This window comes from Bosea sp. NBC_00550, from assembly GCF_026020075.1.
Taxonomy (GTDB): domain Bacteria; phylum Pseudomonadota; class Alphaproteobacteria; order Rhizobiales; family Beijerinckiaceae; genus Allobosea.
The window spans coordinates 5,543,435-5,558,201 of record NZ_CP102772.1 but is presented as its reverse complement, the minus strand read 5'-3'; the positions used below and the strand labels follow the sequence as shown (position 1 = coordinate 5,558,201).

Genomic DNA, 14,767 nt, shown 5'->3' with positions numbered 1-14,767 from the left:
CGACCCGAGCATCTCGTAACGCGGAGGCTCCTGCTCCTCATTCTGTGAGCGATTCGCGGGTCTGCGCTGCACTTCGCCCGAGAATGACGGCTGATTATCAGCTCAACAACGTCGGTTTCACCCACCAATCCGGCCGATCGCGTTGCAGTACCTTCGCCGCAGCGGCGCTGGCGCGGCAATCATCGAACAGCGCAAAGCAGGTCGCGCCAGAGCCGGACATGCGGGCAAGCCGGCAATCCGGAATGCGCTCCAACCGCTCCAGGACCTCGCCGATCCCCGGCGCAACGCGCTGAGCGGGCACGGCGAGATCGTTTCCGGAACGGGCGAGATTTGCGAGAAGCTCCGCCGCCGAGACCGTGCCATAGCCGGCCTTTTGATCGGGGCCGCCCAGCCGCTGGCCATGCGCCAGTCCAAGCGCCCGGAAGACCGCAACCGTTTCGACTGCCACGCCCGGATTGACCAGCAGCGCAAAGAGCCGCGGCAAGCGCAGCGCCGGGCCGAGCCGCTCGCCGATACCGGCCATCAGCCGCGCCCGCGAATCGAGGCAGACCGGCACATCGGCACCGACCTGCGCGGCGACATCGTGCAGAATCGGATCGGACATGGCGATGCCGTTCAGGCGCGCGAGCAGCCGCAAAGCCGCAGCCGCGTCAGCCGAGCCGCCGCCGATCCCGGAGGCGACAGGCAATCGCTTGACGAGGTGGAGGCGCCCGAAGCGCAGGCCGGGGCGGGCGGCCTCCAGCGCGCGGGCGGCGCGCAGGACGAGATTGCCGTCATCGACCGCCAGCCCCGTAGCGCGGGGACCGGCAATCAACAGGGAGAGCGGTCCATCGGGATCGAGCGTCAGCTCGTCGCCGATTCCGGCGAAGGCGACGAGGCTTTCGAGCTCGTGATAGCCGTCGTCGCGCCGACCAAGAACCCGCAGGTCAAGATTGACCTTGGCGCGCGCACGCGTCGTCAGCGGTAGAGCCACGGCCGATCCCGGCTGAAGCATTTTCGAGCGAAGTGGATACCGGTTCGCGTGAAGAAAATGCGATAAATCAAGGGGCTAGAGAATTTCTGCGCTTCGGAGCAACGCGAAAACTCTCTAGAGGCGCCTATGACGCGGGAGGCGTCAGCCGCCGTCCTTCTTGGCGTCGTCCGTGACATTGGCCGAGGGATCCTCCAGCCCGCGCTCGATCTTGCGCTGGATCTTCTCCAGATCCTCGGGCTCCGGCTTGAGGTCGCGGGCGTGGTTCCACTGGAACTTCGCCTCGAGCTGGCGGCCGGTGCGCCAATAGACGTCACCGAGGTGGTCGTTGATGACCGGGTCGGAGGGGCGCAGCTCGGCGGCGCGCTCGATCTCGCGTGAGGCATCCTCGTAGCGGCCGAGGCGGTAATAGGCCCAGCCCAGCGAATCGATGATGTAGCCGTCGCGCGGCCGCAGCTCGACGGCACGGCGCAGCATGTCGAGCGCCTCGTCGAGCTTGAGATGCTTGTCGACCAGCGAATATCCGAGATAATTCAGCACCAGAGCGCGCTCGCGCCCGAGCGGATCGGGCAGGAGTTCGAGCGCCTTGCGCAGATCGGCCTCGGCTTCCGGCCAGCGGTTGATGCGCTCGCGCGCGATGCCGCGGAAATAATACAGGTCCCAGTTGGCGCGGCCCGGCGAGGCGATCTTGTTGATGGCCTTGTCGTAGGCCGCCGCCGCCTCGGCAAACTGCTTGCGCGAGCGATAGATATTGCCGAGCGCGGAGAGCGCGTCGACATCATCGGGGCGCTCGGCGATGACCTTCTCCAGATGCTTCACCGCCTCTTCCGGCTTGCCGAGATTCTCCAGCGCGAGGCCGGCCTGGATCTCGGCATTGGAACGCAGCGGCGAGGAAGCCGGCATCCTGTCGTAGACCGCGACCGCGTCCTCCGGCTGGCGGGCGCGCTCGAGGATGTCGCCCAGCGTCAGGATGGCGAGGTCCTGGCCGGGGTCGAGATAGATCGCCATGCGCAGATAGAGCAGCGCAGCGGCTTCGTCGCCCTGGCGATTGCCGGCGCTGGCGAGCCCGTAGAGCACCTCGGCGGCACCCTGCTGCGCCGTCTGGATCTGGCGCGGCGGGGCCTCCTTCTTCGCCACCAGCGACATGCCCTCGCGGATGATCGGGTGGTTGGGCAGCAAGCGGCCGAAATCGGCGTAGGTCGCCGCAGCCCCGGCATAATCGCCGCCGCGGGCCTGGAAGCGCGCCCAGAGATCTACCAGGCGCAGCGTCGTCTTTTCGGCGTCATAGGCCGATTTCAGCCGCTTCTCGGCCTCGGCCTTGCGGTTGGCGGCGTCGAGAATCAACCCGGCGTGATAGTCGCGGAAAAGATTGTAGGACGGCTCGCCCTTCAACCGCTCCAGCGTCTCGATGGCGCGCCTGGAATTGCCCGAACCGAGATAGGACCAGGCGGAAAGCAGCGTCGCGGTGATGTCGGCCGCCCGGCCGCGCCCGCCGCGCTGAAGGTGATTGCGCGCGGTCTGGTAGCTCTTCTGCTTGATCGAACGGATGCCAATGACGAGTTGCGCCAGGCCGTTGCTCGGATCCTGCTGGATCAGCTTGTCGGCGGCGCGGAAGGCGTCGGGCATGGCGCCGTCGGCCAGGAAAGCGACGAAAGCGCGCTCCAGCAGGTCGTTGTTCTGCGGATCGTCCCGCACGGCCTCACGCAGATAGACGGAGGCGGCGCCGAGATCGCGCGAGGCGCCTGCCACGATGGCGGCGAGGTAATTCCCTTCAAGGCTGTCGGCCGGCTCGAGCGAATCGGCCGAACGCGGCGCGGTCGCGCCTTGAGCGGCAGCAGCCACCGGCAGAACCATCAAAAACGACAAGGCAGCAGCCGTACCGGAGGCACGCAGCTTCTTCATAAATGTCACGACTGCCATTCTCCCTCGGTCCGCCGCCTCACTGTTCCGGGGCGCTTTTTCCAGCGGACCGTGATCGCTTCGCGTAGGCTGGCAAGATGGCGGTTTCCGGGCGGGCCGGCAAGCCGGGCTCCGAGCGAATGCGGCAGTCTCGTAGCGGCGGCGCAACAGTGCCCGAAAACCGGCTGACGGAGAGGAGGCCGTGAGAAAACGCCAGTCATCAGGCAAGGTTATCAGCTCCATATTTCGTTGGTCCCCAGATCACGCAGCTTCTCTGTTGGGATCGTTCCAATGGAAAAGATTGTTCCGAGTTTCGCGGCTGCCGCTCTTCTCGCCGGTTTCGCCGACCGCTGCACCAAGGACGAGCCGAAGCCGGCTCCGTCCGTCGTGCGCAAGGGCTGATCAGCCTCGCAAAAACAAAGGGCGCGCCTGCCGGCGCGCCCTTTTTCATGACGTGTTGCAAGCGCGCCGGCGCAAGCCGATCACATATTCGCGTAGCCAGGTCCGCCGCCGCCTTCCGGCACCGTCCAGGTGATGTTCTGGGCGGGGTCCTTGATGTCGCAGGTCTTGCAGTGGACGCAGTTCTGCGCGTTGATCACGAAGCGCGGGTTGGTCTTCGCCTCGGCATCGTCATAGACCACCTCGTAGACCCCCGCCGGGCAGTAGAGCCGGGCCGGCTCGCCATAAACAGGCAGGTTCTTTGCGATCGGGATCGACGGGTCCGTCAGCTTCAGATGCGCAGGCTGGTCTTCCTCGTGGTTGGTCGAGGAGAGAAAGACCGAGGACAGCTTGTCGAAGGAAATCTTGCCGTCGGGCTTCGGGTAGGTGATCGGCGTGACCTCGGCGAGCGGCTTCAGCGTCGCGAAATCCGGCTTGCCGTGCTTGAGCGTGCCGAAGGGCGACCAGCCGAAGAGCTGGTTCAGCCACATGTCGATGCCGCCAAGGCCGATGCCGATCAGCGTACCGAACTTCGACCAGAGCGGCTTGACGTTGCGGACCAGCTTGAGGTCCTTGCCGATGGCGCTGTCGCGCCAGCTATCCTCGATCTCGACCACCTCGTCATGGCTGCGCCCCGCCTGCAATGCGGGCACCAGCTTTTCCGCCGCCAGCATGCCGGACAGAATCGCGTTGTGGCTGCCCTTGATGCGGGGAACGTTGACGAAGCCCGCCGCGCAGCCGATCAGCGCGCCGCCCGGGAATGTCAGCTTGGGCACCGATTGATAGCCGCCCTCGGTGATGGCGCGTGAGCCATAGGAGATGCGCTTGGCGCCTTCGAAAGTGTCGCGGATCAGCGGATGCGTCTTGAAGCGCTGGAACTCGTCGAAGGGCGAGAGCGTCGGGTTCTGATAGTTCAGATGCACGACGAAGCCGACGGTGACGAGATTGTCGTCGAAATGGTAGAGGAAGGAGCCGCCGCCCGTGCTGTTGTCGAGCGGCCAGCCGAAGGAATGCTGGACGCGGCCCTTGTGGAATTTCTCCGGCTTGACCTGCCAGAGTTCCTTCAGGCCGATGCCGTATTTCTGCGGCTCGCGCCCCTCGTCGAGAGCGAACTTCCGGATGGCGATCTTGGAGAGCGAGCCGCGTGCTCCCTCGCCCAGCAGCGTGTAGCGGCCGCGCAGCTCCATGCCGCGGGTGAAGCGCTCGGAGACCGTGCCGTCCTTGGCGATGCCCATATCGCCAGTGGCGATGCCGGCGATCGAGCCGTCATCGTTGTAGAGCAGTTCCGCAGCGGCGAAGCCGGGATAGATCTCGACGCCCAGCGCCTCGGCGCGCGCCGCCAGGAACTTCGCCACCAGCCCGAGCGAGCCGACGAAATTGCCGTGGTTGTTCATCAGCTTGGGCATACCGAAGTTCGGCAGGCGGATGCCGTTCGGCTCTGTGAGGAAATAGAAGATGTCCTCCTTGACCTCCGTGGTCAGCGGACGCTCCGGATCATCGCGCCAATCGGGCACGAGACGATCCAGGCCGATCGGGTCGATCACCGCGCCGGAGAGAATGTGGGCGCCGACCTCGGCCCCCTTCTCGACCACGACGACGGTGATGTTCTCGTCGAGCTGCTTCAAACGGATCGCGGCAGCCAAACCCGCAGGACCGGCGCCGACGATGACGACGTCATAGTCCATGCTCTCGCGCGGTTCGCTCTGCGCTTCCTTCAGATCCATCCTGCCCTCCGCCTTCATCCGCGCCGCGCAATTGTTTATATATGAACTATCCCGCCGACTCGTTCAACGTTCGGCTTCCGTCCAGTCTGGAACCCCTCTATCCAAGTGCCCGTTCCATTTTGCAACTGCGTTGGCTCGCGAAGCGGCTTTGCAGGGTATAGGATGCGCTCATGAGCCTGTCCGATGCAGCCGGCCCCGACGAGCCAAACCCTTACGAGCTTCTGAGCTGGTACGCCGAGATGGGCGTGACGGAAGCGCTCGACGAAACGCCGCGCAATCATTTCGCCGAGCCGGCGCCCGCTGACCGGCCCGCAGGACAACTGCGTTCGCTGCCGGGCCGTCCGGCTGCCGCGCCCCGGCCGATCGCAGCCGCCGCCACGGCGCCCGAAGATGCCGCGGTCAGCGCGCGGGCGCTTGCCCGCGAAGCGCGCACGCTCGATGAGCTGAAAGAGGCGCTGGCCAAGTTCGAGGGCTGTGCGCTGAAGGCCACCGCCAAGAACCTCGTCTTCGCCGACGGCAATCCGGAGGGACGGGTGATGATGGTCGGCGAAGCGCCCGGCGCCGACGAGGATCGGCTCGGCCTGCCCTTCGTCGGACGGTCCGGGCAGTTGCTCGACCGGATGCTGGCTGCGATCGGCCTCAGTCGCAAGGAAGACGTCTACATCGCCAACATGCTGCCCTGGCGGCCGCCCGGCAACCGCACGCCGACGCCGCAGGAGGTCGCGATCTGCCTGCCCTTCATCCAGCGCCAGATCGAGCTTGCCGACCCCGATATCCTCGTCTGCGTCGGCGGGCCCTCGGCGCAGGGGCTGCTCGGCTTCAGCGGCATCCTGCGCTCGCGCGGACAATGGGTCGAGTACGATACCGGCTCGCGGCGCATCCGCGCCCTCGCGACGCTGCACCCGGCCTATCTGCTGCGTCAGCCATTGCAGAAGCGGCTCGCCTGGCGGGATTTGCGCGCGCTCAAAACCGCGCTCGATGGGAAGAATTGACGCAGCGGCGTTGCGGACCGGAGCCAAGCAGGGCAAGCTCGAATTAGATCATATCCAGAAGCGCCCCAGCGGGCGAAACCCGGCGCCTTCATGGCGCTGCCGGATGGAGTTCTGCAATGGTCATCGACGCCTTCTTGCTTTCAAGGTTGCAGTTCGCCTTCACCGTCTCCTTCCACATCGTCTTTCCAGCGTTCACCATCGGGCTTTCCGCCTATATCGCCACGCTGCTCGGCCTGTGGCTCAAGACCGGCGATCCTAAATTCCACCTGGTCGCGCGCTTCTGGACCAAGATCTTCGCCGTCTCCTTCGCCATGGGCGTGGTCTCCGGCATCGTGCTGTCCTATCAGTTCGGCACCAACTGGAGCCGGTTCTCGACGGCGGTCGGCAACGTCATCGGGCCGTTGATCGGCTACGAGGTGCTCTCGGCCTTCTTCCTGGAGGCGTCCTTCCTCGGCGTGCTGCTGTTCGGCTGGAAGCGCGTGCCGCCCTGGCTGCATTTCACCTCGGCGATCATCGTCGCGGGCGGCACGGCGCTCTCCGGCTTCTGGATTCTCTCGGCCAATAGCTGGATGCAGTATCCCACCGGGCATGAGGTGCGCGATGGTATCGCCTACCCGGTCGACTGGATGAAGATCGTCTTCAACCCGACCTTCCCGCTACGCTTCGCCCATATGATGACGGCAGCCTATCTGACGACCGCCTTCGTCGTGCTGGCGACCGGCGCGCGGCATCTGCTCATCGGACATCGCACCGAATCGGCCAAGACGATGGTGCGGATGGCGATCCTGATGATCGCATTGACCGCGCCGCTGCAGGCGGTGATCGGCGATTTCCACGGCCGAGACACGGCGACCTATCAGCCGGCCAAGCTCGCCGCGATCGAGGCGCACTGGGATTCGTCGAAGCCCGGCGCCCTCGTGCTCTTCGCCTGGCCCGACGAGAAGGCCGAGCTCAACCGATTCGAGATATCGATCCCGGGCGTCGCCAGCCTGGTGACCCATGGCAGCATGAACGCGCTCTTCCCGAGCCTGAAGGACTTTGCGGTGCAGGATCGGCCGCCCGTCCTGATCCCGTTCTTCGCCTTCCGGGCGATGGTGGGGATCGGCGTGCTGATGATCCTGTTCGGGTGGACCGGCGCCTGGCTCTGGCGCAAGGGCACAGTATTCGAATCGCGACGCTGGCTCTGGATCGCCCAGTATTCCTGGCCGGCGGGCTTCGTCGCCATTCTCTCAGGCTGGTTCGTCACCGAGGTCGGCCGCCAGCCCTGGCTGGCGACGGGAATCATCCGCTCGGCCGACGCCGTCTCCCCGGTCACGACCCTGCAGGTCGCGATCTCGCTCTTCCTGTTCGTCTGCGTCTATTCGGTGGTGTTCACGGCCGGCATCCTGCTGATCAACCGCCTGATCGCCAAGGGACCGGACGAGATCACCGGCGAAGAGCCACCGGAGCAGCCATCGAAGCGCCCGCTCAAGGCGGTGCAGGGCGAGGCCGCCACGATCTTCGGAGACGGCCATCCCGGCGACGACAAGATCCAGCCGGCGATCTGAGGGCACGACAATGGAATGGTATCTTCCGATCATCTGGGCCGTGCTGATCGGCACCGCCGTGATGCTCTATGTCGTGCTCGACGGCTTCGACCTCGGCATCGCCATCCTGTTCCCGACGACCAAGGACGAGGGCGAGCGCGACCAGATGATGAACTCTGTTGCCCCGTTCTGGGACGGCAACGAGACCTGGCTTGTGCTGGGCGGCGGCGGCCTCTGGGTCGCCTTCCCGCAGGCCTACGCCATCATCATGCCCGCCTTCTACATCCCGATCACGCTGATGCTGCTGGCGCTGATCTTCCGCGGCGTCGCCTTCGAGTTCCGCTGGGTCGCCAAGCCGCATCACCAGCGCTGGGATCTGGCCTTCTGGCTCGGCTCGACGGTGGCCGCGTTCTCGCAAGGCCTTGTGCTCGGCGGCCTGATCCAGGGCGTCACCGTCGCGAAGGGACAGTTCGCCGGCGGACCGCTCGACTGGCTGACGCCCTTCACGGTGATGTGCGGGGCCGGTGTGGTCGTCGGCTATGCGCTGCTCGGCGCGACCTGGCTGCTCTACAAGACGGACGGCCCGGTCGCCGAACGGGCCCGGCGTCAGGCGAAGACCCTGCTGCTGGGGCTGCTGGCCTTCGCGGTGCTGGTCTCGCTCTGGACACCCTATGCGCATCCGCGCATCGCCGAGCGCTGGTTCACGCCAGCCAATCTCGTCTGGCTGTGGCCCTTCCCCGTGCTGACGGCGCTGTGCGGTTATCTCGCCTGGCGGCGGCTCCATGGCGCGCACGAGTTCACGCCCTTCGCGCTGACGATCGCGATCTTCCTGCTCTGCTTCCTCGGGCTCTCGATCTCGAACTTCCCCTATCTGGTGCCGCCGGACGTGACGATCTGGGATGCGGCCGCAGCGCCCTCCTCCCATATCTTCGTGCTGATCGGCGTCGCGTTCCTGCTGCCGATGATCCTGTTCTACACGGCCTTCGTGTACTGGACCTTCCGCGGCAAGGTGCGGGCCGACAGCGGCTATCATTGAGCCGACAGGCCGCAGTCAGCCTATATTCAGCCGCCGCCTGCAAAGACGGCTTGAGTTCCCCGCCTCACTTGGCGAGATTGCGGGGAGCTTTCTCGGGGACCGGTCCATGCAGTGGGAAGATTACCGCCAGTCCGAGAATCTCGAGGACAGGCGCGGCAGCGGTGGCGGCGGCGGGTTCGCCGGCATGCCCGGCGGCCGCGGCGGCATCGGCATCGGCACGATGGTGGTGCTCGGCCTGCTCGGCTGGGCGCTCGGCATCGATCCGCGCCTGCTGATCGGTGGCGCCGAGATGATCGGCGGCATCGGCGGGCGTGAGCAGACGCAGGAGACCCGACGCTCGTCCGGCCCGCCGCAGGACCAGATGGGCCGCTTCGTCTCGGCCGTGCTGGCGCAGAACGAGGATGTCTGGACGAAGATCCTGCCGCAGCAGGCCAATACCCGCTATCAGGCGCCGCGGCTCGTCCTGTTCTCCGGTATCGACCGCTCCGGCTGCGGCACGGCACAATCGGCGATGGGTCCGTTCTATTGTCCGCAGGACCGCAAGGTCTATCTCGACACCTCCTTCTTCCAGGAGATGCAGCGCAAGCTCGGCGGCGGCGGCGACTTCGCCTATGCCTATGTGATCGGCCACGAGGTCGGCCACCACATCCAGAACCTGCTCGGCATCCTGCCCAAGGCCAACCAGCTGCGCGAGCGCTCGTCCGAGCGCGATGCCAACGCCATCTCGGTGCGCGTCGAATTGCAGGCCGACTGCTTTGCCGGCGTCTGGGCGCACAACGTCCAGGCCATGGGCCGGCTCGACCAGGGCGACATCGAGGAGGCGATCCGCACCGCTTCCGCGATCGGCGACGACAAACTGCAGAAAGCGGCGCAGGGCACGGTGGTGCCGGATTCCTTCACCCACGGCTCCTCGGCACAGCGCACGAAGTGGTTCAATACCGGCTTCCAGTCGGGCTCGATGCAGAGCTGCGACACGTTCCGCAATCAGGTGTAGCGGGGAACTCCGACACCGCCGGAGCGAGCATCGACACGCCGGCAGCCGCGACGACAGGTTTCGGCTGTTTTGCAATCTGGACGGGTGCGGAGGAACCTCTGCGCCCTCAGAACCGTTTGCCTCTCACGCAGATGGCGATTTTCGCCAGCAGGAGGGGCTCATGGACAGCATCATCTATCTCGTCGGCTTAGTCGTGGTCATCTTGGCCATCCTGTCGTTCCTCGGGCTTCGATAGGAGATCCCCATGTCCATGTCAGGAACAGACGTCGTCGTCGCCCCGGTGACCGTCAACAAGCAGACGCACTCTTACGTGCAATGGGGGCCGATCATCGGCGGCGCCGTCATCGCCACCGCCATCTCGACGATCATGACCGTATTCGGTTCGGCCATCGGCCTGTCGATGGTCTCCGCCGATTACGAAAGGAGTTCGAGCGCAACGGCGCTGGCGATCGCCGGCGCTCTCTGGGCGCTCTGGGTCACCGTCTCCTGCTGCATGGCAGGCGGCTATCTCGCCGGCCGCATGCGCCAGCCGACCTTCGATTCCACCAAGGACGAGCGGAAAGTGCGCGACGCCACCCATGGTCTGCTCGTCTGGGCCACCGGCGCGCTGCTGATCACCATCGTCGCGACATCGTCGCTGTTCGGGGCCGCGAAGACGGCAGCCAGCGGCGTCGCCTCCGCCGGCTCGGGAGCGGCATCGCTGATCTCCCAGAATGTCGATCCGCTCAGCATGGCGCTCGACAATTCCATGCGCGCCAGCGGCCAGCAGCCTGTAACGGCCGAGGAGCGTAACGAAGCCTCGCGAATCTTCGTCAATGCGCTCTCCAATGGAAAGATCGAGCCTGCCGATCGGGACTACCTCGCCGGCCGGCTCGCGGCGCGGGCCAGTATCGCCCAGCAGGATGCCCAGAAGCGCATCGATGACGCCTACGCCCGCTTGGCTCAGGCAAAGGAGACCGCGAAGCAGGCAGCCGAACGCGCCCGAAAGATCGCCGTCCTCTCCGCCTTCCTGACGGCGGCGGCCTTGCTTGTCGGCGCCGCGGCGGCGGCTTGGGCTGCCGGACTCGGCGGCGAGCATCGGGACGAAAACCTGCTGCTGGAGCAAGCCTGACCGGATAGGCGTCGCGTTCCGGCCGAGCCACCGGCTCCCAATCCTGAGGCCCCGCTTCGGCGGGGCCTTTGCATGCCAGGAACGCAAAAGACCTAGGGCGGCTCTTTAGCCGGCCCTTTCCCGCCGCACCGCCAGCCGCTTCGGTGCGCGAGCGAGGTGCCCGGACTGCGCCGCGCTTTTCGGAACGACGAGGCCCGCTCTCAGCCGGCGCCCACCGAAGGCCACTGCCGCACGCTCACGCAGCGAGGCTGCCGCCCCCTCCACCGGGATCAGTGCCGGCCGATTCGGGGCGAGCAGTAAATGGCGCTCGACGGTTTGCACCCAATGGGGCTGCGGGACGTCGCCGGCATCGAGCAGCAATATCCAGTCTCCGCGCGCTTCGGCCGCTCCACGCTGCCAGGCCTCGACCCCGCCGCGCAGATAATGCGCCCCGGTCCCGTCGGCGATGCGCTCGATATCGGCCGAGCCCGCGGCATCGACGATTACCGCATGGCCGAGAAAACCCTCGGCCACCGCCGGTATCAGCACGGCGAGCGTCGCGGCGAGTGCCTGTGGAGAACCGTCTGCCCGGATCACGGCTGTGAGCATGCCCAATGCTTATGATGCGGCGCAGCATGTCGCAATCCTGTCACTTGCCATTTGTTCTTGGTATGTTCACATTGGTGAGCGAGAACCGACGCCGATTCCCGGCTTTGGACGAGGTTCGACTGCCATGCGTCAGGCCAGACCCACCGAGAGGCCCTATCCGGCGGCCCAGCCGCTGAAGCGGCACGACCGGGAGCCGACGGTCTCCGCGCCTGTCGTCGCCCCGGCCGACCCGATGGCCTATGCCGGCCACCGCATCGATCCGGAGAGACGGCGCGGGCGCGGCGCCACGATCAATCCGGGCGGGCGCTACGAGGCCGAGCAGCGCGTCGCGGAGGACGATGGCTGGGGCTCGCTGGAAGAGCTGCCGCCGTTCACGACGGAGATCGCCTATGAGAAGGCGCGCAACATCATCACGCGCAACGACTCGCCCGACATCTCCTTCGACCGCTCGATCAATCCCTATCGCGGCTGCGAGCATGGTTGCGTCTACTGCTTCGCGCGACCGACCCATGCCTATCTCGGCCTGTCGCCCGGCCTCGATTTCGAGAGCAAGCTGACCGCCAAGCCCGATGCCGCGGCGCTGCTGGAGAAGGAACTCTCCTCCCCTTCCTACCAGCCGCGCACCATCGCAATCGGCACCAACACCGACGCCTATCAGCCGATCGAGAAGAAGCTGCGGATCATGCGTTCGATCCTGGAGGTGCTGGCGAAGTTCAATCATCCGGTCGGCATCGTGACGAAGTCGGCGCTGGTCCAGCGCGACATCGATATCCTCGCTCCGATGGCGGAGAAGGGGCTGGTCAAGGTCGCGCTCTCTGTGACGACGCTCGACCCCAAGGTCGCACGCGGCATGGAGCCCCGCGCCGCCTCGCCGCCCAAGCGGCTGGAGACGATCCGCAAGCTGTCGGAGGCCGGCATTCCGGTGACGGTGCTGGTCGCGCCGGTCGTGCCGGCTATCAACGAGCATGAGATCGAGCGCATCCTCGACGCCGCCAAGGCGGCGGGCGCGCAGGAGGCCGGCTATGTGCTGCTCAGGCTGCCGCTCGAGGTGCGCGACATCGTGCAGGAATGGCTCCTGACGCATCACCCGGACAAGCTCCGGCATGTGATGTCGCTGATCCGCTCGACGCGCGGCGGCAAGGACTACGATTCGCAATGGGGCCAGCGCATGGTCGGCTCAGGCCCCTATGCCTGGATGATCGGCCGGCGCTTCGAGCTCGCGGCTGAGCGCAGCGGCTTCAACACGACGCGGCGGCGCCTGCGCACCGACCTGTTCGTCAAGCCCGAGAAGGAGAAGGCGCAGCTGAGTTTGTTTTGAGCGGGAGCGTTTGGAGAGTGAGGCGCCATCGTCCCGGGCGAACCGAAGCGTAGACCCGGGATGACCGTGGAGCGCACTCATGTCGCTCTGGCTCCCCAGGGACGGATGTTGCATAACCCGGCCATGCCCGCCGATTTCAGCCGAGAGACCCACGCCATCGCGACCGGCCGCTGGCCGCTTGCCGGCATTGACGAGGTCGGGCGCGGGCCGCTGGCCGGGCCTGTTGTGGCCGCCGCCGTGATCCTGGACCCTGCCCGCGTGCCGCATGGGCTCGACGATTCGAAGAAGCTGTCGGCGCCGGTCCGCGAGGAACTCTTCGGCGAGATCGTCGAGAGCGCGCTGGCCGTCGCGGTCGCCAGCGCCACCGCGATCGAGATCGATGCGCTGAACATCCGCCAGGCGACCTTGCTCGCGATGCGCCGGGCCGTAGCCGCGCTGCCGCTCGCGCCGCTGCATGTGCTGGTCGACGGCAACGACCCGCCGCAATTCGGCTGCGGCTGCGAGGCCATCATTCAAGGCGATGGGGCGGTGGCCTCCATCGCAGCGGCTTCGATCGTCGCCAAGGTGACACGCGACAGGATGATGGCGCGGCTCTCGCGGCGCTATCCGGCCTATGGCTTCGCCGGCCATGTCGGCTATGCGACGCCGCAGCACCGCAAGGCGATCGCCGAGCACGGCCCCTGCCCCGAGCACCGCTACTCCTTCGCCCCGGTGAAGGGCGTCTGGTCGCGCTAGAGACTGCCGTTACGGCAGGGCGAAGCGTTAATTCCCGTTAGGAAATTTCCTTTCAATGCCAATGGGCTAGGCAATTTCTGCAGCCCCAAAACGGGACGCATTTTTTTCAAAGCGGAAACCCGCCCTTTACCCTGTCCGGCCAATATCGCGCTTGTTGAAGTTGCGTAACGGTCTTGGCGTCATGGGTATCTCGCGTACCGGGACCGCCAGCGCTCCCGTCCGGATTCAAGTTTCGCGTACCGGACGGCCTGCGCTGGGGGCTCGGATGAAGGCCAAGAGCCTTCCCGAAACAATCGGCGTTCCATCGGAACTGCCGCTGGATCAGATTCTCGTCGGCGATTGCGTCGCGGCGATGAATGCGTTGCCACCGGCGAGCGTCGATCTCGTCTTCGCCGATCCACCCTATAACCTCCAGCTCGGCGGCGATCTGCGCCGGCCCGACGACAGCCTCGTCGACGCCGTCGACGACGACTGGGACAAGTTCGCCTCCTTCGCCGACTATGATGCGTTCACCCGCGCCTGGCTTGCCGCGGCGCGACGCGTGCTGAAGCCGGACGGGGCGCTGTGGGTGATCGGCAGCTACCACAACATCTTTCGTGTCGGCGCGACGCTGCAGGATCTCGGCTTCTGGATGCTGAACGACATCGTCTGGCGCAAGGCCAATCCGATGCCGAATTTCCGCGGCCGGCGCTTCACCAACGCGCATGAGACGCTGATCTGGGCGGCGCGCGGCGAAAGCTCGAAATACACCTTCCATTACGAGGCGCTGAAGGGCGGCAACGACGACCTGCAGATGCGCTCGGACTGGTATCTGCCGCTCTGCACCGGCGAGGAGCGCCTGAAGGACGCTGGCGGAGCCAAAGTGCATCCGACGCAGAAGCCGGAGGCCCTGCTAGCCCGCGTACTGCTTTCGGCCAGCAATCCCGGCGACGTCGTGCTCGATCCCTTCTTCGGCACCGGCACGACGGGCGCCGTCGCCAAGGCGCTCGGCCGCCATTTCATCGGGCTCGAGCGCGATCCGGTCTATGCCAAGGCGGCGCGCGAGCGCATCGCCGCAGTGACGCCACTCGCGCCGGAGGCCTTCTCGACCGCTCCTTCGAAGCGCAGCGAGCCGCGCGTGCCGTTCCTCAGCCTGGTCGAGGCCGGGTTGGTGAAGGCGGGCGAGACCGTCCATGACGAGAAGCGCCGCCACAAGGCCGTGATCCGGGCCGACGGCACGCTGATCCTCGGCCCCGCGGTGGGCTCGATCCACAAGGTCGGCGCTCTCGCTCAGGGGCTGCCCGCCTGCAATGGCTGGACCTTCTGGCATGTCGAGCGCGGCGGCAATCTGACCGTGCTCGACACGCTGCGCGGCGAGATCAGGGCGCAGATGGCGGCCGCCTGAACGGCGGGCCGCCCCGTATCCACGCGCCTGTCCTTCGTTCGGATGATGCCTG

At 66.3% G+C, this 14,767-nt stretch carries 12 protein-coding genes; 8 read left to right on the top strand and 4 right to left on the bottom strand.

The genetic code is table 11. From position 1 onward, the window contains the following. Positions 1-97: 97 nt before the first annotated feature. From NWE53_RS26380 to NWE53_RS26370, 3 genes are all read right to left on the bottom strand, one after another. A complete protein-coding gene (locus NWE53_RS26380) occupies positions 98-994 on the bottom strand; it encodes a 4-(cytidine 5'-diphospho)-2-C-methyl-D-erythritol kinase (RefSeq protein ID WP_442864912.1) in 897 nt (298 codons plus the stop codon). A gap of 120 nt (positions 995-1,114) precedes the next feature. Further along, on the bottom strand, positions 1,115-2,872 hold the full coding sequence (locus NWE53_RS26375; protein ID WP_265055035.1) for a tetratricopeptide repeat protein: 1,758 nt from the start codon (positions 2,870-2,872) through the stop codon (positions 1,115-1,117). Positions 2,873-3,351: 479 nt separating this feature from the next. Next, positions 3,352-5,031 carry an electron transfer flavoprotein-ubiquinone oxidoreductase gene (locus tag NWE53_RS26370; RefSeq protein WP_265052250.1) on the bottom strand — a complete coding sequence of 560 codons (1,680 nt, stop codon included), beginning with the start codon at positions 5,029-5,031 and terminating at the stop codon, positions 3,352-3,354. 170 nt (positions 5,032-5,201) lie between these two features. Between NWE53_RS26370 and NWE53_RS26365 the strand changes: the two genes are divergently transcribed. The 5 genes from NWE53_RS26365 (at position 5,202) to NWE53_RS26345 (ending at position 10,690) form a co-directional block, all read left to right on the top strand. After that, complete coding sequence (locus NWE53_RS26365; protein WP_265052249.1) at positions 5,202-6,023, top strand: uracil-DNA glycosylase; 822 nt, start codon at positions 5,202-5,204, stop codon at positions 6,021-6,023. A gap of 116 nt (positions 6,024-6,139) precedes the next feature. Further along, a complete protein-coding gene (locus NWE53_RS26360; protein WP_265052248.1) occupies positions 6,140-7,570 on the top strand; it encodes a cytochrome ubiquinol oxidase subunit I in 1,431 nt (476 codons plus the stop codon). Positions 7,571-7,580: 10 nt separating this feature from the next. Continuing rightward, entirely contained in the window at positions 7,581-8,585 is a 1,005-nt protein-coding gene (gene cydB / locus NWE53_RS26355) for a cytochrome d ubiquinol oxidase subunit II (RefSeq protein WP_265052247.1), read from the top strand. Positions 8,586-8,691: 106 nt separating this feature from the next. Beyond that, positions 8,692-9,579, top strand: a complete 888-nt coding sequence (ypfJ, locus tag NWE53_RS26350) for a KPN_02809 family neutral zinc metallopeptidase (protein WP_265052246.1) — start codon at positions 8,692-8,694, stop codon at positions 9,577-9,579. Positions 9,580-9,823: 244 nt separating this feature from the next. Then, on the top strand, positions 9,824-10,690 hold the full coding sequence (locus NWE53_RS26345) for a hypothetical protein (protein ID WP_265052245.1): 867 nt from the start codon (positions 9,824-9,826) through the stop codon (positions 10,688-10,690). Positions 10,691-10,795: 105 nt separating this feature from the next. On the opposite strand, the gene NWE53_RS26340 is transcribed toward NWE53_RS26345, so the two are convergent. Further along, a complete protein-coding gene (locus tag NWE53_RS26340) occupies positions 10,796-11,278 on the bottom strand; it encodes a glycosyltransferase family A protein (RefSeq protein ID WP_265052244.1) in 483 nt (160 codons plus the stop codon). 124 nt (positions 11,279-11,402) lie between these two features. On the opposite strand from NWE53_RS26340, the gene NWE53_RS26335 reads away from it, so the two are divergent. From NWE53_RS26335 to NWE53_RS26325, 3 genes are all read left to right on the top strand, one after another. Next, positions 11,403-12,596, top strand: a complete 1,194-nt coding sequence (locus NWE53_RS26335; protein ID WP_442864911.1) for a PA0069 family radical SAM protein — start codon at positions 11,403-11,405, stop codon at positions 12,594-12,596. 123 nt (positions 12,597-12,719) lie between these two features. Then, positions 12,720-13,331 carry a ribonuclease HII gene (gene rnhB, locus NWE53_RS26330; protein WP_265052243.1) on the top strand — a complete coding sequence of 204 codons (612 nt, stop codon included), beginning with the start codon at positions 12,720-12,722 and terminating at the stop codon, positions 13,329-13,331. A gap of 181 nt (positions 13,332-13,512) precedes the next feature. Continuing rightward, positions 13,513-14,715, top strand: a complete 1,203-nt coding sequence (locus NWE53_RS26325) for a site-specific DNA-methyltransferase (protein WP_442864910.1) — start codon at positions 13,513-13,515, stop codon at positions 14,713-14,715. The last annotated feature ends 52 nt before the right edge of the window (positions 14,716-14,767 follow it).